This window comes from uncultured Cytophaga sp., assembly GCF_937863595.1.
Classification (GTDB): domain Bacteria; phylum Bacteroidota; class Bacteroidia; order Cytophagales; family Cytophagaceae; genus Cytophaga.
This window is the reverse complement of sequence record NZ_CALMGQ010000187.1, coordinates 40,913-61,714: the sequence shown is the minus strand read 5'-3', so window position 1 is coordinate 61,714 and position 20,802 is coordinate 40,913. Positions and strand designations below refer to the sequence as shown.

At 34.2% G+C, this 20,802-nt stretch carries 20 protein-coding genes; 6 read left to right on the top strand and 14 right to left on the bottom strand.

Annotated features, from left to right (window positions below; genetic code table 11):
- Positions 1-144: 144 nt before the first annotated feature.
- The 4 genes from Q0543_RS16990 to Q0543_RS16975 form a co-directional block, all read right to left on the bottom strand.
- Positions 145-762, bottom strand: coding sequence for an IS4 family transposase (locus Q0543_RS16990; protein ID WP_299255847.1), 618 nt, complete (start codon positions 760-762; stop codon positions 145-147).
- A gap of 392 nt (positions 763-1,154) precedes the next feature.
- A complete protein-coding gene (locus Q0543_RS16985; RefSeq protein ID WP_299255845.1) occupies positions 1,155-1,976 on the bottom strand; it encodes a hypothetical protein in 822 nt (273 codons plus the stop codon).
- The gene (locus tag Q0543_RS16980) at positions 1,966-3,339 is read right to left on the bottom strand and encodes an RHS repeat-associated core domain-containing protein (RefSeq protein WP_299255843.1); all 1,374 of its coding nucleotides are present in this window, start codon (positions 3,337-3,339) and stop codon (positions 1,966-1,968) included. The genes Q0543_RS16985 and Q0543_RS16980 overlap by 11 nt, the downstream gene beginning before the upstream one ends.
- 4 nt (positions 3,340-3,343) lie before the next feature.
- A complete protein-coding gene (locus Q0543_RS16975; protein WP_299255841.1) occupies positions 3,344-3,571 on the bottom strand; it encodes a hypothetical protein in 228 nt (75 codons plus the stop codon).
- A gap of 148 nt (positions 3,572-3,719) precedes the next feature.
- Here Q0543_RS16975 and Q0543_RS16970 point away from each other — a divergent pair, with 148 nt between their 5' ends.
- Positions 3,720-3,893 carry a hypothetical protein gene (locus Q0543_RS16970; protein WP_299255839.1) on the top strand — a complete coding sequence of 58 codons (174 nt, stop codon included), beginning with the start codon at positions 3,720-3,722 and terminating at the stop codon, positions 3,891-3,893.
- Positions 3,894-4,091: 198 nt separating this feature from the next.
- On the opposite strand, the gene Q0543_RS16965 is transcribed toward Q0543_RS16970, so the two are convergent.
- From Q0543_RS16965 to Q0543_RS16945, 5 genes are all read right to left on the bottom strand, one after another.
- Positions 4,092-4,649, bottom strand: coding sequence for a hypothetical protein (locus Q0543_RS16965; RefSeq protein WP_299255837.1), 558 nt, complete (start codon positions 4,647-4,649; stop codon positions 4,092-4,094).
- A 7-nt stretch (positions 4,650-4,656) separates the two neighbouring features.
- On the bottom strand, positions 4,657-5,196 hold the full coding sequence (locus Q0543_RS16960) for a hypothetical protein (RefSeq protein ID WP_299255835.1): 540 nt from the start codon (positions 5,194-5,196) through the stop codon (positions 4,657-4,659).
- A gap of 518 nt (positions 5,197-5,714) precedes the next feature.
- Complete coding sequence (locus tag Q0543_RS16955; protein ID WP_299255833.1) at positions 5,715-6,638, bottom strand: aspartate carbamoyltransferase catalytic subunit; 924 nt, start codon at positions 6,636-6,638, stop codon at positions 5,715-5,717.
- An 8-nt stretch (positions 6,639-6,646) separates the two neighbouring features.
- Entirely contained in the window at positions 6,647-7,186 is a 540-nt protein-coding gene (pyrR, locus tag Q0543_RS16950; RefSeq protein WP_299255831.1) for a bifunctional pyr operon transcriptional regulator/uracil phosphoribosyltransferase PyrR, read from the bottom strand.
- 69 nt (positions 7,187-7,255) lie between these two features.
- Positions 7,256-7,663 carry an EVE domain-containing protein gene (locus tag Q0543_RS16945; RefSeq protein ID WP_299255829.1) on the bottom strand — a complete coding sequence of 136 codons (408 nt, stop codon included), beginning with the start codon at positions 7,661-7,663 and terminating at the stop codon, positions 7,256-7,258.
- A 228-nt stretch (positions 7,664-7,891) separates the two neighbouring features.
- Between Q0543_RS16945 and Q0543_RS16940 the strand changes: the two genes are divergently transcribed.
- Positions 7,892-9,583, top strand: coding sequence for a helix-hairpin-helix domain-containing protein (locus Q0543_RS16940; protein ID WP_299255827.1), 1,692 nt, complete (start codon positions 7,892-7,894; stop codon positions 9,581-9,583).
- 19 nt (positions 9,584-9,602) lie between these two features.
- Entirely contained in the window at positions 9,603-10,583 is a 981-nt protein-coding gene (locus Q0543_RS16935) for a glycosyltransferase family 9 protein (RefSeq protein ID WP_299255825.1), read from the top strand.
- A 53-nt stretch (positions 10,584-10,636) separates the two neighbouring features.
- On the opposite strand, the gene Q0543_RS16930 is transcribed toward Q0543_RS16935, so the two are convergent.
- Positions 10,637-10,828: a cold-shock protein gene (locus Q0543_RS16930; protein ID WP_299255823.1), complete on the bottom strand. Its 192-nt coding sequence runs from the start codon at positions 10,826-10,828 to the stop codon at positions 10,637-10,639.
- A 200-nt stretch (positions 10,829-11,028) separates the two neighbouring features.
- Here Q0543_RS16930 and Q0543_RS16925 point away from each other — a divergent pair, with 200 nt between their 5' ends.
- The 3 genes from Q0543_RS16925 (at position 11,029) to Q0543_RS16915 (ending at position 14,993) form a co-directional block, all read left to right on the top strand.
- The gene (locus Q0543_RS16925) at positions 11,029-11,952 is read left to right on the top strand and encodes a glycosyltransferase family 2 protein (protein WP_299255821.1); all 924 of its coding nucleotides are present in this window, start codon (positions 11,029-11,031) and stop codon (positions 11,950-11,952) included.
- Positions 11,953-11,961: 9 nt separating this feature from the next.
- Positions 11,962-13,428 (top strand): glycosyltransferase family 39 protein, encoded by a 1,467-nt coding sequence (locus Q0543_RS16920; protein WP_299255819.1) that lies wholly within the window; start codon positions 11,962-11,964, stop codon positions 13,426-13,428.
- Positions 13,429-13,553: 125 nt separating this feature from the next.
- Complete coding sequence (locus Q0543_RS16915) at positions 13,554-14,993, top strand: hypothetical protein (RefSeq protein ID WP_299255817.1); 1,440 nt, start codon at positions 13,554-13,556, stop codon at positions 14,991-14,993.
- A gap of 31 nt (positions 14,994-15,024) precedes the next feature.
- Here Q0543_RS16915 and Q0543_RS16910 read toward each other — a convergent pair whose 3' ends face one another.
- The 4 genes from Q0543_RS16910 to thrA all read right to left on the bottom strand — a co-directional run bounded on the left by Q0543_RS16910 (position 15,025) and on the right by thrA (position 20,711).
- Positions 15,025-15,738, bottom strand: a complete 714-nt coding sequence (locus Q0543_RS16910) for a glycosyltransferase family 2 protein (protein WP_299255815.1) — start codon at positions 15,736-15,738, stop codon at positions 15,025-15,027.
- A 41-nt stretch (positions 15,739-15,779) separates the two neighbouring features.
- A complete protein-coding gene (gene thrC, locus Q0543_RS16905; RefSeq protein WP_299255812.1) occupies positions 15,780-17,078 on the bottom strand; it encodes a threonine synthase in 1,299 nt (432 codons plus the stop codon).
- A gap of 152 nt (positions 17,079-17,230) precedes the next feature.
- Positions 17,231-18,160, bottom strand: coding sequence for a homoserine kinase (locus tag Q0543_RS16900; protein WP_299255810.1), 930 nt, complete (start codon positions 18,158-18,160; stop codon positions 17,231-17,233).
- A gap of 94 nt (positions 18,161-18,254) precedes the next feature.
- Positions 18,255-20,711, bottom strand: a complete 2,457-nt coding sequence (gene thrA, locus Q0543_RS16895; RefSeq protein ID WP_299255808.1) for a bifunctional aspartate kinase/homoserine dehydrogenase I — start codon at positions 20,709-20,711, stop codon at positions 18,255-18,257.
- Positions 20,712-20,802: the final 91 nt, after the last annotated feature.

Sequence of the window (20,802 nt, the reverse complement as noted above, 5' to 3'; positions counted from 1 at the left end):
CTGTAAAGTTAATATTTTATCAGTTACTCCCCAGCTTTTTTACCTGACCCCTTAATTGTTCTGCACCAACAAAAACTTCCATATCAAGATATTTTGTGTCTTGACATGTTAACTTATTAATAATATATGCTGTAGTAAATCGCACTAATTTTTCAACTTTACGTATGTAAAATTCCATTGAGATTTTGCCCGACTAATAAAATATAAATTCTTATTTAATAATTCATTGAATATTTTTGGGCTGAAATATCCAAGATCTCTAAGTAATAAGGTATTGGCAGGTATAGAATCAATATTTTTCATTCCTGCTTTTGAATCAGAATCTATTGCTGAACCAATTGTAAATTCTGTTATTCTAGATCCAAACAATTGATATTCAAATTGTATTTGAGCACTCGCTTCTCGTCCGAGGCCACCGTATCCAGGAAAAGCGGCTGCAAGATTTTTGGATAATTTAAATTCGGAACTATCCATTATTCGTATGTCTGTAAATTTCGATTTGCTTTCAACTAAAGAATGTTTGCAGGCTACCTGCTTAGACATAACTTTCTGTAGAATGATATACAACATTTCCTTCGTGCGTTCATTAAACCGCTTATCAAAAGCCTGTTTAGAAACGCAAGTACTAGAACTGTGTTCCATATCAATACAATATTCTGACAACGAAGGACTATTGCTAGAGTTGGTAAAGAAAACAGTTTCAATAAAAGATTTTGGTGAAATTTTCGAAGACCTTTGTTTGAAACCTGACTCCTTGGCAATTGATTCTATGCTTTCTTCAGATACAAATTTTGATAGGTAAGCTGAAAAATTCTTGATTTTTCGGCTTAAAATTGACTTTTCTTTGTTTTCCTAGATAAGTAATCTCTTAAGTTGACGGCTATGGTGTGCCACAGACCACGGTGAAATAAGGTTGTATGGGATTATATTATAAAAGAGCTTTCTAAAGCACCTATTTCATATAGAAAATTATCTTCTAAAGAATTATCATACTATTGGTCTGTATTTTTTTATGATATTGAAGAACCTATATATATTGTCGATAATTCAAAAATAAAAATATTAGTTGACCAAAGTAGTAATTTTAAATTATTATGGTTAGATGAAACATTACAATAATATTTCATCTAACCTTTTTACATTATAACCATCACTCAATTATCCCAAACGGTATTTATCCAATATTCATAAGTCCTTCTCCAGTAATATTTCAATTCTGGATAAAGACTAACATTACAATGGCTGCCTGCTAATGCAAAACCTTCATTCAATTTATTAAATCCGACTAATATATCTTCTAAAGAACTTTTATATGTTATAAACACTGGTGCAGATAATCCCCATAAAGTTATTTTTATCTTTTCATGTACATCATTAACATAGAAATAATATCTGAATGTTGTACATGACATCACATAACCTTCAGAAAGAGTAATCATTTCTTTTGGTACTAATTGAGAATCCAAAATATAAAACTCAGATAGAGATTGAATCCCACTACTAAAAAAACCAGTATCCAACCTTCTTTGATTCAGTAAAAAAAAACGATTTTTATTTTTCCAGATAATAGAATTAAGTCTTCTAAATGAGCCTTTTTTATTATCACCTAAATCATCAATAAGCAGAATAGTATCTTTAGTTTCAGTATATATAACGTGAAAATAAAAATTTCCTAGCCCATTTTTATCTATCATTTTAATACCTAAAACATCTCCTACTTTTGAATATGAAATTTCAAAAAATTTTCTGTTGGTACTATCATTATTTTTTCCTTCAAAATTTTCAAACTCAAAAGAACTGTAAAGGATTTTTTTTGAGATAATTTTAAAGTTACTTTCTAAAACATTATTCGAATGTATATTTTGGGCATCTGAAATTATTTCAGAAATAGTTTTATCTGATTTTATTTGTGCTTGTATAAGTATTATGCTAACAAAATAGATATAAATCAAAACCCATATTTTTTTAGGAGCCATTTGTTTTAGTTTTAGGTGTCTTTTTCTTATCTGTAATGCCATTAAATCTACTCATTTTTACTTTTGTAGTTTTTTCTATTGGAATCAAGCCATCTTTAGTTTGTTTCATCCATCCCTTCCCTCCCTTCGTTGTTAAATCACGTCCTATTTGCATATCAATAGTTTTAGTACCTGTAGTTTGGCTAATTACACCTGCATTACCAGCAGCTGTCAAATCCTGATTTCCAAATACTTCTATATCTCCCCCTCCTAAAGCATCAAAAAGAGCTTGCATCATATCTGGATCTTGAGCAACACCGCATGCTAAAAGCATAATTTTTGCATCGCTAGATATGTAATTCTTAATTCCTTTTATCATTTCTGCACCCGCTCTTTCTTTTGTTCTTGGATCTGGGGTGGGTTCATTTGGATCGTTATCAGTTGAAGCAGGCGGCGTAGGCAAAAAATCTTCTGCCTCTATATGCATCCTATCCGTATTCATATCTGTCTTATGGAAAAATATTGATCCTCTTCCATTTCCATGAGTTCCAACTACTAAATTTTTTATTTTTTCACTTTTTGTGCCACCATAATTCTTCTCCAACCATGCTGTTGCATCCTTAAAATCAGTAACAATCACATAATCCCAATTAGATAACGTTAAATCTTGTAAATCTATTTCGAAGTTCTTTGAATCTGCCAAAATAATCATAACGTTACCACTATTTGAAGAGCGTTGAGCCAAAATAGGATCATTACCCTTATGATCTATAAGTTGTATAGGATTATTTGCAGCAAATTGATACGGCGACCAAAACGCATATTTACGATAAGCAAAGTCCACACTCAAGAACTTGGCAATCCTACTATCGTACATCCTTGCCCCGAAGTCATAATTGAATGAGCCTGCATCTACTTCCTGCTCTTGTCCATTAAACCCATAACGATATCCATCAATATTGGAAACCATTCTGTCAGTCATTTGCATACCGAACGGATAATAGTCGCTTGCTGTCTTAACTTTTGCTATCGAGCCCAGTCGTCTATAGTCACTCAGCGTTGCTCTGACGTTCCCTAAGTGATCGCTGAGCTCGTATGATTTACGACCAAAGCTTATGCTACCCATATGTAACGCTACCGCTGTGGCTACTGGCGTATATACACCGATTCTGCTAGAACCATATAAATACTGCTCAGCTAGTACGGGTGCATCGTCGTTTTGAGTATACTCATACACCGACATTACATTCCCACTTGCATCTCTAAGATAATACGTAGAAGTTATTTTGCCATTCTTTTTAATTACTTTTTTAACAATCCGCTGACCACTTGCATCGTACTCAAACTCCAGATTTGGTTTTTGGCTGCTCTCTGTTCGTATCACGCGTCTAACCTTGCCCGATACCGTCCATTTCAATTTTTGCAATCTCTTCTTGATTGTCGCTAGTCAAGTTTCCAATTGCATCGTAGCTGTAGTTATCTGCGGATTGATCTTCAATATCTGCTTTGGTAGTGCTTACTCCTGCTGCATCATCTAGCGAGCGCAGTTTATTGGTTGTATGTTTGTATCCGTCTGCTTTGGTTTCGTAATTGTAATCTAGCTCATCAAACTTCACTCCGCTGCCATCATAACGCGCTAAGGTTTGGATGTTGCCATTCGCATCGTAGCTATAGCAAACCTACTGAAGCGATCAATAAAATCATGAAAGGTTATCTCGGCATCACAAACCAACAACGCTGCCTCAGCTGAATGAATGCATCCGTTTGGCTGTATACGACTATTCTTGTGTACGCCCGCATGCTTCTTTAAATGGTAGAATACCAATGGAAGTATATACCAACCAACATCTTTCCATTGAAACAACTACCTACTCTACAGAAGCGAAAATAAAACGAATCGAACAAAACCGAAAACATAATTGCAAAATCTATCTGTAATGCTTGCTTGTAGTATTGGTTTCTTATCGCTATGTCTAATTAAAATTCACAGCTCCCTTTTATATTAACCATTACCGCTGCTTACTTTTTGTGAGTTTCTAACAAATGAATTAGTCATTTTTCAATCAACTCATTTTTAGCATGTTCGGTATACCGTAGCCCAAACCTCGGGATTATCGTGTGTTGTGAGTTTGCAATTTAATACTCCATATCCATCCAATATGCCATAACTCCTAATTTCTTATGATTTGAATATTCGTCCAACTTAGCTATTTTTTGATTTAAACTATCTGTCAAATGTTTCATCTTTTTAAATAATTCCACCGAAGGTTTAAATCGTAGATTTCGAAGTCTTAAACTATCATCTATATCTCGAAAGCACTTATTAACAACTTTATTCTCATAATGCTGTTTTAATTCACGTGCATTTAATTCGCAAATTAATCCTCTGAAATTTAAATATTCTAAAAATTGTTTTTTGTTGTATATTTTGGGACGATACTTTTGGGACTTATCTAGAAATGCACAATTACAAATTAAAAATGACGGTTCTTTACCAACAGCCAATTCTTCTTTTCCAAACTGAAGCATCCATGAACTAGTACATAAACTATCAGTTAAGTGATATTCATCGATTAACTGAGGTATTTTATATACTAATTCATGCTCCCAAATAAAAGTTTTAATGCAGGAGTATATAAAACTCGATGAAACAAGTATTATTCCAAGTCCAATAAATAATAATCGAAGTTTCACAGTTATATTATTTTAATTCAATTAATACAATTGGTCGAAAAACATATTGATAACACTGAGTATATTGTCCCATCTTTAATATTATATCGCTTTCTGTGGGATGATTCCCTTCAAATATTTTAAACTCATTTATATATTTCGAAAGTGAATCATTTAACATATAATCTAGCTCAAAAACACATTCTTTATTTAACTTATCTGAACTAATATTTAATCTGTACATTCTGGCTACATAGTCCATCACCATATAATAAGAATCAACTGTTTTAAGATACTCTTCTTTACTATATGAATCATTATAATGAATTTTATTTTCATGATCATGCACAATCTCAATTCTGTATTCAAGTGCTGTTGAATCAAATAAAAAATTCTTATGCGTTTGATACTTTATGGGCATCAACCCTTTATATATTTTTTTGTCTTTTTTAAATTGATATCCGCTTAAGCCAATTTTAGGATTATATCTTTGGAATAAATCATCATTAAATGTTAAACTACTTAACAATAGTACCATTATCAGCATTAAATAAATACTTATGTTCATATGAATTTTATGTTATTTAATAGCAAACACCCTATTTCTTTTACTCACAGAATTATTATGTAGTTCAATTTCTTCTGGATAATCTTTTACAAAATTACCAATCGCATCATAACTGTAATTGTCTATGGATTGATCTTAAATATCTGCTGTTGTTCCTGTAGAATTCGTTGCAACAATCGTTACATTATTTATTCCCCAACGCAGTTTATTGGCATTGTACCTGTAGCCACTTGCCTTGTTCTAATAATTGTAATTTAAAATTTCGAACAGGCTGAATGGGAATGCATAAACATAACATCTATCGAATGAATCATTTTCTTATCGCAATACCTGATTAAAAATCGTTGAATTCTTTTATATTAATACTTTCCGCTTCTTACTATCCAAACGAATCAATCATTTTCAATCAACTCATTTTAATACCTTCTGTATATCGTATACTAAACTACAAAATTATTGTGTGTTGTGAATTCTCGATTAATAATTTGGCGCATAAAAAATATTGATTCGACAAATTATTATTTATTCCCCGCCAACAAATACATTACAGCCATACGCACTGCAACGCCATTCTCTACTTGATCTAAGATGATGGAGTGCCCACTATCTGCTACATCACTGCTTAATTCTACGCCTCTATTGATTGGACCTGGGTGCATGATAACAATTTCTTTATTCAATGAATCAAGCAATTGTTTGTTGATGCCATAATATTGTGCGTACTCTCTAAGTGTAGGAAAGTATTTGATTGTTTGTCGCTCAAGCTGTATGCGCAAGACGTTTGCCACATCACACCATAATAAGGCTTTGCGTAAATCAAATTCAACTTTCACGCCTAAGTCTGCAATAAACTTAGGTATTAAGGTAGCGGGGCCACACACCATTACTTCTGCGCCTTGTTTTTTCAAGGCAAAAATATTGGATAAGGCTACACGTGAATGTAAAATATCTCCAAAAATACACACCTTTTTACCTGCAACACTGCCTAGTTTTTCTTTAATAGAGAAGCTGTCTAGCAATGCCTGCGTAGGATGTTCGTGTGTGCCGTCGCCAGCATTTATAATATTTGCCTTAATGTGCTTTGAAAGAAAATGTGGTGCGCCAACACTTGCATGTCGCATCACAATCATATCCACTTTCATTGCTAATATATTATTTACAGTATCGAGTAAGGTCTCTCCTTTTTTAACGGAACTTGCAGCTGCTGAAAAATTGATGGTATCTGCCGACAAACGTTTTTGAGCCAATTCAAAAGATAAACGTGTACGCGTTGAATTTTCGAAAAAAACATTCGCAATGGTCACATCGCGCAAGGAAGGAACTTTCTTAATAGGTCTATTGATAACCTCTTTAAACTGAGTGGCGGTTTCTAAAATGAGTTCAATATCCTTAAGTGTAAGATCTTTTATTCCTAATAAATGCTTTACTGATAATTGGCTCATTTTATTTTTTATTTCTTGACTAACCAGATTAATTCTTTCTTATCTTCAATTTCTTTAATGTCTACAACCACTTTTTCTGATTCTTGACACATTACCTCTCTGCCCACATAATTGGGTTGGATTGGAATATCGCGACTGTATTTTCGATCGATCACTACAAGCAATTCAACATCTTTAGGTCTGCCGAATGCCATCATAGCATCCATTGCAGCCCTTACAGTACGACCTGTATACAAAACATCGTCTACCAAGATAACTCTTTTCCCTTCAATCAGAAATGGCACCTTCGTTGCATTTGCACGTAAAGGACCCGCCTGTCTTCTGAAGTCATCTCTAAAAAACGTTGCATCTAAATACCCTAAATCAATTTTCTTTTTAGTAGCCTTTTCAAGCTTTTTATGAATACGCAAACCAGTTGCAACTCCTCTTGGTTGAAGCGCTAAAATTACTGTATTGGAGAAATCATCGTGGGACTCAATCAATTGTTGACAAAGCCGATCCAACATGATCTGCAACAAATCGTTGTCGATTATTATGCGTTTGGACATATCTCTTTGTCTTTAAATTTTACAAATATAGAATTTTATAGAATATAGCGGGCTAAAGAATTGATTTTTTTATTCACCAGCTAATTCCAATATAATATCAAACTCTTCTTTACGAACAGGTTGTACCGATAAACGCATGGATTTAACAAGCGACATATTTTCCAATCGTTTGTCTGCCTTAACCATTGCCAAGGTAACCGGATTCTTAAGTTTCTGAACCGGAGCAACATCTACCACCACCCAATTTGGGTCTTCCGTAGTCGGATCTTGATATGCCTCTTTTACTATTTTGGCAATTCCGACAACTTCTTTGCCTTCATTCGAATGGTAAAACAATAACAAATCACCTTTTTTCATCGCTCTTAGATTGTTGCGCGCTTGATAATTGCGCACACCATCCCAGAATGTTTTTTTATCTTTCAAGAATTGATCAAAAGAATATTTAAAGGGTTCGGATTTTATGAGCCAGTAATTCATGATTTAAGTTATATGTTTTAAGTAATACGTTTTTTTGAGGCATTACTTTACTTGATTAAAATCGTCTTTTAAAATTAAGCATTTTGAATGAGTAATAACCTTGTTTTTCTGCATAAACCCTGAAATTTTACTCTTCCATAGTATTAAAGAACAGTTTTTACATAATACTTCAACCTTAAAACCTAAAACTTTTTATCTTTACACCTTTCAATTAAACCGATTACCTCCTTGACAAATCAGGAAATTGCAGATGTGCTTGCACAAACAGCTTCATTAATGGAGTTGCACGATGAAAATTCATTTAAAGTTCGTTCCATACAGAATGCGGGATTTCAAATTGAGAAAATTGAAATCCCGCTCGCTTCATTATCGCTTGCTGAATTAGAAAAACAAGAAGGTATTGGCAAAAGCATTGCTGCTAAAATTACGGAGTTAAGCCTAACAGGTAAATTAGCTGAACTTGAAGCCTTGCTACAAAAAACACCAGAAGGTGTTATTGAGTTGTTGCAAATCAAAGGGATTGGACCCAAAAAAGTAAAATCCCTTTGGAAGGAATTAGAAATAACGACGAAAGAAGAATTATTAGAAGCCTGCCATAACAATACCGTTGCCAATCTGAAAGGCTTTGGAGAAAAGACACAAGACAATATCATTCAAGTGCTTCAATTTGTTATAAAGCAATCCGACAAGTTTTTGTATGGGGATGTTGAAGCGACGGCATTTGAACTTGAGAAAAAATTACAGTCGGATTTAAATTCTAGTGTTAGACTTTGCGGAGAAATGCGACGCATGATGGAGACAGTAGATCGTATTTCCTTTATCGTTGCAGCCACAGATGCATCTAAATTATTTGCCAACATAAAAACGCTGGATTATTTAGAAGAAATCCCCACGCAATCGGGCTTGTATAGATGGTATGGTTTATATAAAACGTTTAAAATTCCTGTTGAAATCTACATGACAGATGCAGCTCATTTGGGATCTGAGCTCATCAAACATTCTTCTGGCGCGAATCACCTTCGTTTAACAGATGCGAACGGAAAAACGTTTTTACAAATTGCGCATGCGACTCCTTTTGCAAGTGAAGAAGAATTTTATCAGCGTGTTCAACTCCCTTTTATTCCTTCTGAATTGCGAGAAGGGTATAGAGAATTGAAACTTGTTGAAGAAAACAGATTGGCAGATTTAATTACCGATGCCGCCATTCAAGGAAGCTTTCACAACCACTCCACCTATAGCGACGGCCAACATAGCTTAGAAGAAATGACTAAAGCATGTGTTGCATTGGGATATACATATTTTGGTATCTCCGACCATTCTAAATCGGCCTTTTATGCAAGCGGTTTGAATGAAGAAACCGTAGCAAAACAACAACTTGAAATAGATACATTAAACGCTACATACAATACCATAAAAATATTTAAGGGCATTGAGTCGGATATCTTAAATGATGGCTCTCTGGATTATTCGGACGATGTATTAAAATCGTTTGATTTTATTGTTGCTTCCATCCATTCAAATCTAAAAATGAATGAAGAGAAAGCAACCCAGCGCTTAATTACAGCCATTGAGAATCCGTTTACAACCATGCTTGGTCACCCAACAGGTAGGTTGTTGTTAAAACGTGAAGGCTATCCAATCGATCACAAAAAAATCATTGATGCATGTGCTGCAAACAATGTGATCATTGAAATCAATGCGCATCCGTGGCGCTTGGATATGGATTGGAGACATATTGGTTATGCCTTAGATAAAGGCTGCATCATTAGTATCAATCCCGATGCACATGAAAAAATTGGCTTAGCAGATGTGCACTTTGGCATTTGCGTGGCTCGTAAGGCGGGCTTGTGTGTAGATCAAACATTTAATGCATGGCCTTTAGAAAAAGTATCTGCATGGTTAAAAACGAAGGGCAAGTAATTTCTATTTATAGATTGATATGAAAATTTTAATACTGCGTTTTTCTTCGATTGGTGATATTGTATTGACGACTCCTGTGGTTCGTTGTTTGAAAGAACAAGTATCTGGAGTTGAGGTCCATTATGCTACGAAGAGTGCGTTTAAAAATATCGTATCGAACAATCCGTACATAGATAAAGTACATATCTTAGACCATTCAACAAATGCACTCATTACAGAATTGAAGAATGAGCAATTTGACATCATTATTGATTTACACAAAAACCTACGCACGAAAAAAATAATTTGGTCGCTTGGTGTAAAAAGCTATTCCTTCAACAAATTAAATATTCGTAAGTGGCTGTTTGTGAATTGGAAATTAAAAACGATGCCAGACAAACACATCGTAGATCGTTACATGGAAACACTCATTCCACTTGGCGTGCATAACGATGAGAAAGGCTTGGATTACTTTATACCAGAAAAAGACGTAGTAGCATTGGCAGATTTGCCTGCCGCTTTTCAAACTGAAAATTATGTAGCCATAGCGATTGGCGCGCAACATGCAACGAAACGATTGCCCATAGAAAAATTAAAAGAACTCGTTCAAAAAATAACACTTCCTATCGTTCTATTAGGTGGCAAAGATGATTCGCCTATGGCAGAAGAATTGGTTGCCAGCTACCCAAGTAAGTCCTTGATTTTAAATACCTGCGGGAAATACAATTTAAATCAATCCGCATCTATTGTTCAGCAAGCAGCCTATTTATATACCCACGACACAGGATTGATGCATATTGCTGCTGCTTTTAAAAAGCGCATTGTTTCTATATGGGGCAATACAGTGCCTGAGTTTGGCATGTACCCGTATAAAACAGAATATGTTGCGTGGCAAGTAGAAAACCTTCCGTGCAGACCTTGCTCTAAAATTGGATACAACTCCTGCCCGAAAAAACATTTCAAATGCATGAAGGACCAAACACTACCTGTACATGAAATTGAAGCAGCATGGAAAAAATAAAGGGTTGACACTGAAGTGAAAACCCTTTAAGATTGTGTGTTGTATGGAATAAATTAGATTTTTTTCACATCTACTGCATTCACACCTTTTTTACCTTCAACGATTTCGAATTCAACTTTGTCGTCTTTTGTAATTTGTTCTTTCAAGCCTGAAACATGTACAAAAATTTCCTTGTTGCTTGCGTTGTCTAATATAAAACCAAAACCTTTGGTTTCATTGAAGAATTTAACTGTTCCCGTATTCATAATGGTATTGTAATTAATTGAATACTAAAGTTATGAATAAAAACTAATATACAAAGAAAATGACCTTTTTTATTACATGGACTACTTCAGATTAGATAAAGACCTTATTATTAATTATAATTCCCCTACTAGCTTCAAACCAGATGAAATTGTTAACCAAAATACCTAAATTGGTAGATTATCGCTTTTAAAACAATAAAATGGATTTATCTGTTATCATTCCCATATTTAATGAGGAAGCTAATATTGCAATTCTATATACTAGAATCAATAAGGTATTAGAACCAATGAACATTACGTATGAATTAATTTTTGTAAACGACGGCAGTAAAGATACGTCTATTCAACTTATTGAAGCGTTATCTTTAAATAACCCTCAGGTAAAATACATTGATTTCAGTCGAAATTTTGGACACCAAATTGCTGTTACGGCAGGCTTGGAACATTCCATTGGCAAACGAATTGTAATCATTGATGCAGATCTTCAAGATCCTCCAGAATTGATTTTGGATTTGTATAAAAAAATGGATGAAGATTATCAAGTAGTATACGCAAGAAGAAAAAGTAGAAATGGAGAAAGTCTTTTAAAGAAATTGACTGCTAAATTATTTTACAGAATCTTGTCAAGTATTACGTCCATAGATATTCCGGTAGATACAGGTGATTTTAGAATTATCGACCGAAAAGTGGTTGAAGTACTCAAACAAATGCCTGAACAAGAGAAATATTTGCGCGGCCAGATTGCCTGGGTTGGATTTAAACAAACGTATATTGAATACGAACGTGAAGAACGATTTGGAGGTAAGACCGGATATACATACAAAAAAATGTTTAAATTTGCCATGGATGGCATTACCTCGTTTTCTGATTTTCCATTAAAGTTTGCTTCTATGGCAGGTTTTATTGTTTCATTTTTTGCCTTTATTGTAATGCTCTATTCCTTGTATAGTAAATTTGTTTTAAAGGATACCGTTCAAGGTTGGACTTCAATCATGTTGTCTGTAATGTTTATTGGTGGCATTCAATTGATTTGTATAGGCATCATTGGTGAATATATCAGCAGAATTGGAAACAATATCAAAAAGCGACCTCTTTACGTGATAAATAAAACAAACGTATCGTAGTTGATTACCATGAATAAATCAACTCATTCTATTGTTACCTATTGCATCTACTTTTTATTTGCAATTTTGGTTTTATACCCATTATTAGAATTTTTAAATGCCTTACCCCTATACTTATGGGATGAATCTAGACAGGCTGCCAATGCAATTGAAATGTTTACCAACCACAATTGGCTCGTTACATATTATAACGGTTCGCCAGATATGTGGAACACAAAACCACCTTTGCTAATATGGCTTCAAGTTTTATCGATGCATATTTTCGGATTAACAACAAGCGCACTACGAGCACCTTCTGTGATTGCTGCCTTTGCGACAATTTTATCACTTTTTTTCTTCTTAAAAAAAGAAACTAACAATATTTGGATTGCATTTTTTAGCGGCATTGTACTTGTTGCATTGCCAGGTTTTAATGGATACCATGTAGCAAGAACCGGCGACTATGATTCGCTATTGATTCTTTTCATGATTCAATGTGCGATACAATTTTATTATTATATTGAAACAAAAAACAGAATTCATATTATTTTATTTGGGTTATTCTTAACATTAGGATCCTTAACAAAAGGTATTGCTCCGCTACTTTTCTTGCCTGGTTTTTTAGTCTATGCATTCTTTCAAAAAAAAATATATGCTATTCTTAAAGACCCCTATTTTTATATAAGTTGTTTAGGGTATCTTGTCATTATTGGATCCTATTATATTTTGCGAGAACATGAAAATAATGGATATCTGAGAGCTGTTTATGAGAATGAACTTGGTGGGAGATTTTTAGAGGTAAAAGAAAATCATAATGGAGATTTGTTTTTTTATTTAAACCAATTACTTTTCAAACAAACATATTTTTGGTTTGGATTATTCCTGGTATGTTTAATTACATATCCATTTATAATGAACACATTCAATAATAAAAAACTATTCAACTATTTTTTATTATTAATCATTTGTTTCTTTGTTATCATAAATAGTTCTAAAACATTTCTTACATGGTATGTGGCGCCATTACTGCCATTAATAGCCTGCATTTGTATATTGCTACTTTATAACATTTTTACGCAACTATTTAGTAAAACAAATTGGCCTTCCACGTTTCAATATGGCTTAGTTCTATTTCTAATAGGAGTATTAACCTCTATAAGTTATATAGATATTGTTTTAACAAATAGGCATCCCACCTATGAAAATAGTAGCGACTATAGTTTATATAGATTAAGTCGCTACTTTGATGGTACAGAAAATAGTGTACCTACAAACCTAAAAATAATTAACCATACAGATATTCAACAACATCTTTACTTCTATATTCAAAGATTACAGCTTTCGGACGTGCATATCGATTATGGTGATTATATGAAGCTTATTACTGGCGACACTGTCATCGTTGCTGATGATATGCAGACCCATTATATACGCTCCAACTATTCTACAAATGAACTTTACAATAAAGACAATGTTTGGATCTTCGCAATTAAATAATAATCTTACTGCATAGGAATTTGATTCTCTTATGGGTTGCATTATCCCTAATAATCAATATTGTTAACTATTTCCTTTAATACTATTGATCATTCACAACACATTAAATTAAAATACCAACATTCATGATTCAAACATCCTTTAATAACACGTATAAAACATTTATCCAAATAGGATATTTAATATTAACAGTTATATTAATAGGTTCTGTTTACTTTTATCAAGAAAGAGTATTTTATACAGATTCCGCTAATCAATTATTCCATATGGTTAATGAAAAGTCATTCACCATATTTGTAGAGCGGTATTCGATGTATTTGAATCAATCATTACCAATGATTTTCGTAGCACTAGGCTCGTCTATTAAAACCATTGGCCTAAGTTATTCCATATCTTTTATTCTCGTTCATATCCTTTGTTTTACTATTTGTTGGTATATATTTAAAAATATTGAAGCGTGTATTTTAATCCTTACATGTTTAATCATGTACCGACATGCTTTTTACCATGCAATTTCTGAGACGTATATGTTTATGGCTTACGGTGCACTTTTTTATGCATTCCTATCGTATCAGGTTCATGCCAAAATGTCGAATGTGCTTTTTTTTGTAATAAGTATATTCTTAATCCTCTTGAACTATTTCATGCACCCCGTTACTCTTTTTACGACACTTTTTGCGTTGGTATTCATTCCTCTATTTTACAATGAGTATAGAAAACCTAAATATTATATCCTGTTGGTATTTCTCCTTTGTATCTATCTGCAAAAATTCTTCTTCCCTGGAGAAACACACAACACATCATTTTTTGATGAGTTAAAACATGCAGATATTATACTGCCAAATATATTTACTAGCTACCCCATTCACTTTATTATGCATCGCACGAATATTTATTCATTGCCACTACTATTGCTTGGGATTAGTACTGCTATATATGTTTATCACAAGAAATGGTTGCTACTAACTTTTCAATTATTATTTATAATTGGCTTTTTTTTAATAACAGCAATCACCTTTCATAATGGAGATTCAGACATGTCTATGGAGGCGAGGTTTGCGCCACTTTATTTTTTCATAGCATTGCCGTTGTTTGCAATTGCAAAAGAAAACATGAAAGTTTTCACGTTGACATTTACCATTACAATTCTTATGCTCGGCTACTCACTGGCAGTTATTTATAATACGGGTATAGATGTTTACAGAAGCCGAATGGATTATTTAACTTCAATTGTGAATAAGGCGGCAATAACCTACCCGAATAAAAAATTTATTGTGAAGTTTAACGACTTAAATAAAGACAAACTATTAGTGGTATGGGGAAGTTCTTATGAAACAATGTTGTTGAGTACATTAAACGATCCCAAAAATTGCGTTTCGCTTTTTATTGAAGAAGACAATGTGAATTTAAGAGAACAGGTTTATACTGAAAAAGACTTATTTCTATACACCACATGGTGGGCTTATCATTCACAAAATGAATTAAATAAGGAGCGGTTCGACTTAAAAGAACTTCCATATAAACGTATTACAAGTGAACTGATTGAAAAAATACCAACTGAATAAGAGCGTTCAACCTTGATAAACAATTCGATATTCAATTCAATTTCAATACTCCGTATTTGAAAATTGTTTTGAATATTCTTAAGCCATCTATATTTTTCAATTTCTTCCCTTCGCCTTCGTTTCTAGGAAAGTAGCGAACAGGAACTTCTGCGATATTATTCTTTCGAATTCGCATTGCCTTAATGATTAGCTCTGCTTCAAAACCAAACCGATTTTCTTTTAAATGTAGCTTGTTATATAATTCGCGTGTAAAGAGTTTATACCCACACGCCATATCTGTGAGCCGAACATTAATCAAAACGGAAGTCATTAATGTAAACAGCTTGTTAAATAAATATCGTCTATAAGAAGATAAAGGTCGGTAGACTCCTGGCAAATATCTAGAACCATTTATAAATCCTACATTCAATTCATACATCGTTTCTACCATTAAAGGAATATCTACTGGAGACAATTCTAAGTCGGCGTCTTGAATTAAAAAAACATCGCCTGAGGAGTCTGTAATACCTGTTCGAACAGCTGCACCTTTACCTTTATTGACAGCGTGTTTTAAAAATTTTATATTTGGTTTATTCGCGATAAAAGCAGTAACAACACTATTGGATCTATCAGTAGAGCAATCATCCACAATAATTATTTCTACCGTCTCTACAAAAGTCGGCATCTGTACGTCAAGTACTTTTTGTATTGTTTTACAAATAAGGTTTTCTTCGTTGTAAAGTGGAATGATAATGCTTAAGTTCATAGCAATAGATATTCAGGGCTTTCAACAAATAAACTTTTGTCTTATTTCAACAAAAACGCTTTTAATTTTTCGAAATCGTTATCGATTACAATAGATTCTTTCTTTTTATTCGCAACTTCTTGAAGTCTCGCTGGGATTTCAACATCCTTTTCGATTATATCGTTAACAACTTCAATAAATTTAGCAGGATGTGCAGTTGCAAGGAAAATACCTGTAGCATCTATTCCAGTTTCTTTGAAATATTCTTTCAAGCCTAAATAACCAACGGCACCATGTGGGTCCATCACATAACCTGTTGATTGATATACGGCCTTCATTGCCGCTGCGGTTTCTTTATCCGTGTACACTTTACCAATAACGTTTTTACGCAAGGCTTCAATGTCTTTGTTATACAATTCGATTACACGCGGGTAATTGCTGGGGTTTCCAACATCCATTGCATTGCTTATTGTCGCAACAGATGGCTTTGCAGTAAAAATACCTGTTTTAATGTAGGTTGGCATGATGTCATTTAAATTTGTAGATGCAATAAACATCTCAATAGGCAAGCCCATTTTTTTTGCAATCAAACCGCCACAAATATTTCCGAAGTTTCCGCTCGGAACAGAGAACACAACTTTCCTTCCTAATTTTTTAGCTTGTGCATAGGCATAGAAATAATAGAACGACTGTGGAATCAATCGGCTAATATTAATAGAATTTGCAGAAGACAAATTAATTTTTGACGTAATGTCTTTATCTAAAAATGCTTGCTTCACCATACGCTGACAATCATCGAACGTCCCTAAAACTTCAAGCGCAGTGATGTTTTGCCCAAGAGTAGTCAATTGCTTTTCTTGCAAATCACTAACCTTTTTACTTGGATATAATATGGTAACTTTAATCCCTTCTCTACCCAAGAACCCTTGCGCAACAGCACTACCCGTATCTCCAGAGGTAGCGACTAAAATCATAATTTCGGTTTTCTCCTTTTGCAAAAAATACGACATCAAGCGTGCCATAAAGCGTGCACCAAAGTCTTTGAATGCTAAGGTTGGCCCGTGAAACAATTCAAGCACATATACATTGTCTTCTACCTTGATAACCGGAGCTTCAAATGTCAACACATCGTCTACAATACTTCTTATTTCTTTTTCGGGAACCTCATCTCCAATCAATGCTTTACATACTTCAAACGCAATGTCCTGAAAAGACAAGGTTTCAATCGTATCAAAAAAAGATTGTGGCAAAGTAGGTATGTGGTCGGGCATATATAGGCCATTATCATCTGGCAAGCCTTTGAATACGGCTTCTTTCAAATTTACTTCTGGTACTTGGTGATTGGTACTATATAGTTTCATTTCGTTATGCTTAAAGCGTAAGGCCTAAAGCTTACAGCTTTAGGTAAATTCGTTTCGATTTAATAAAGCTCGTGTTTATTTTGCTTTACAATTTCTTTATACTGTAAATCCCATCTGTAGAAGTTTGGGATTTGTTTTTTGTTTTTTGGAATTTATATAATTCTCGGTCCTTCATTATTAACTGTTGACACATACACATCGCTACCGATACGTATTGCGTCAAACTGCGCTTTCATTGCTTGACCAATTTTCTGTGCTGTTTCTTTATTCGTACTTAATGCGAAAATCGATGGGCCAGACCCTGAAATAGAACAACCCAATGCACCTGCATCCATTGCTGCTTTTTTAACTTCATCAAAACCTGGTATCAATACGGAGCGTGCAGGTTCCACAATAAGGTCTTGCATGGAACGACCGATTAAATTGGTGTCGTTCATCAATAATCCTGCAACCAAGCCACCAACATTTCCCCACTGCGCAACTGCAAGTGATAAGGGTATTTGTTTGGGTAAAATATTGCGCGCATCTTTTGTTTGCACTTCTACATGCGGATGGATAATGGTTGCATATAAATTAGCAGGCACAGAAAGTTTTACAACATCCAATGGGTCGTAACTTCTTACCAATACAAAACCACCGTATAAACACGGCGCAACATTGTCTGCATGTGCAGAACCGCAAGCTAAGAATTCGCCTTCCATTGCAAATGGAAGTAAATCTTTAACCTCCATTTTATTGCCTAGTAATTGATTGATTGCATACACTCCTGCAACAGTAGAAGCAGCACTAGAGCCTAAGCCGCTCCCCAAAGGCATCTTCTTTGTTAATTCAATTTCAATACCTTGTTCAATCCCTAGTTTTTCTAAATATCGAAGTATAGAAATACTAACTGTGTTTTTTTCTGCATCTTTTGGTAAGCGCCCATCGTCTCCGGTAATTGAAGTAATGCGCACGCCTTTTTTGTCAGATAATCGAAGAAGAACTTCATCCCCCGGATTATCTACCGCAAAGCCCAACACATCAAAGCCGCAAGAAACATTGGCTACAGTAGCTGGGGCAAATACTTTTATACTATCTTTCATTTTCAAGTTCTATGTTTTAAGTTCTATGTTTTAAGACTGAAAATACAGATAGTCTCACTAGCTTATTTTCTTATTACTTAAAACTTAAAACGTATTACCCTTTCAGGTAATTACTGATACGAATAATGTCGCCAAACACACCTGCAGCTGTTACTTCTGCACCCGCACCAGGCCCTTTGATTACCAATGGTCGCTCTTTATATCTTTCCGTTGTATAGGCAATCATGTTGTCACTTCCAGACAACGAATAGAATGGATGCGTACTATCTACTGCTTGCAAGCTTACTTCTGCTTTCCCATTTTCAAGTTTAGCAATGAAGCGCAATACTTTGTGTGCTTTATCTGCGGCATCTCTTTTCTTAGAGAACACATCGTTATTTTTTTCCAATTGAATAAAGAACTCTTCAACAGACTTTGCTTTTAAACAAGGGGCTGGCAGAATATTTTCTACCACTACATCGTCGAATTCTAAATTGAATCCAGACTCGCGCGCTAGTATTAAAATCTTGCGCGCAACATCTTTTCCATTTAAATCATCTCTTGGGTCTGGTTCTGTAAAACCTTTTTCTTTTGCTTCTTTAACAATATCGCTGAATTTTTTATCTCCTTTGAAATTGTTAAAGATATATGATAACGTTCCAGACAAGACGCCTTCGATACGAATAATTTTATCGCCACTATCTTTCAAGTCGTTCAATGTATTGATTACTGGAAGACCTGCACCAACGTTTGTTTCGTACATCAACTTCACGCCACGTTTAAAGGCCGTTTCTTGAAGCTTCTTATAATCTTTATACAAGCCTGAATTTGCAAGCTTATTCGGCGTTACAATTGAAATGCTTTCATCCAATATTGTATGATAAAATGAAACAACATCTTTATTCGATGTATTGTCAACAAAAATAGAGTTGCGAAGATTCAACTCAACCATACGTTTTACAAATTCTTTCAAATTTGCTTTCTCTCCTTGCTCGTCTAGTTTTTCTTTCCAAGAAGTTAATGCAATACCATTTTCATTGATGAGCATTTTCTTACTATTCGCCAAAGCAACTACATTGATTTTGAAATTCTTTTCTTTCAAAAGATATGCGCCTTGTTTTTGCAATTGTTTTAATAATGCACTACCAATCAAACCAACACCTACAACAAATACATTAATTGTTTTCACATCACTCAAAAAGAATGATTCGTGAATTACATTTAATGCTTTGGTTAAATTTGACTTATCAATTACTACGGACAAATTAATTTCAGAAGATCCTTGTGCAATTGCAACAACGTTTACGCCATTCTTACCTAAAGCAGAAAATAATTTACCAGCTATACCTGGGGTATGGCGCATGTTGTCACCAACTACTGCAACAATCGCTAAATTATCTTTTTCGTGCAGTTTATCAATTTTCCCTGATTTAATTTCATGCTCAAATTCTTCTTCAACAGCAGCTCTCGCATGTGCAGATTCTTTTGAGTCAATCACAAAGCAAATAGAATGTTCAGAAGATGCTTGTGTAATTAAAATTACGTTGATAAAATTGCGTGCCAATGCACCAAATAAACGTCCAGAAACACCTGGTACGCCAACCATACCGCTACCCGTCAAATTGAGCATCGAGATATTTTCAATCGATGAAATACCTTTTACAGAATGATCGGTTACGCTTGTTTTTTCATTGATTAAAGTTCCCTCAAACGCTGTGTTAAAGGTGTTTTTAATCCAGATAGGAATTCTTTTTTTGAATGCAGGTTGTAAGGTTGGCGGATAAATAACTTTTGCGCCAAAGTGCGACATTTCCATTGCTTCGATATAGGAAACTTGAGGAAGCGTAAATGCACGCTTCACCTTGCGTGGATCTGCAGTCATGATGCCGTCCACATCTGTCCAGATTTCAATACCTTCGCTATCCAATGCAGCAGCAATAACAGCAGCCGTATAATCAGATCCACCTCTGCCCAATGTTGTTGTTTCACCTTTATCGGTTGAGCCAATAAAGCCCGTTACAACTACACTCGTTTTAATATCTTTGAAATATTCTTTAACAGCTTTATCTGTTTTTTTGAAATCTACTTTTGCAGAACCAAAACCATTATCTGTTATAATAACCTTACGTGCATCCAAGAACGATACATCAACGCCTTCTTGCTTTAAAAATTCAGAAACAAGATAACCTGAAAGCCTCTCACCAAAACTCAATACTAAATCGTTGGAACGGGGAGATAATTCTTTTAACAAATAAACACCGTGAAGTAAATCTTGTAATTCATTTAATACCAACTTCAATTGTGCAATTACTTTGCCTTGATTTTTTACATCAATCAATATTTTTGCCGTGCTTACATGTTTTTGTTCAATCGCCTTTAATACTTGTTGATATGAAATATCACTTGTAGATGCCTTTTGACCTACTTCAACAAGTAAATTTGTAATTCCTGACATAGCAGAAAATACAACTACAAATTTTTCTTTCTTTTTAAAAGAAGAAAGAATTTCTGCGACTTTACGGATACTTTCTACAGAACCTACAGAGGTACCTCCAAACTTTAACACTTTCATAGTATTGGTATTATCTTAATAAAAATACGTGCAAAAATAGTGTTTTTTTGGCACTTTTACGGAAAAACAAGGTGCTAAATTCATTCTAATT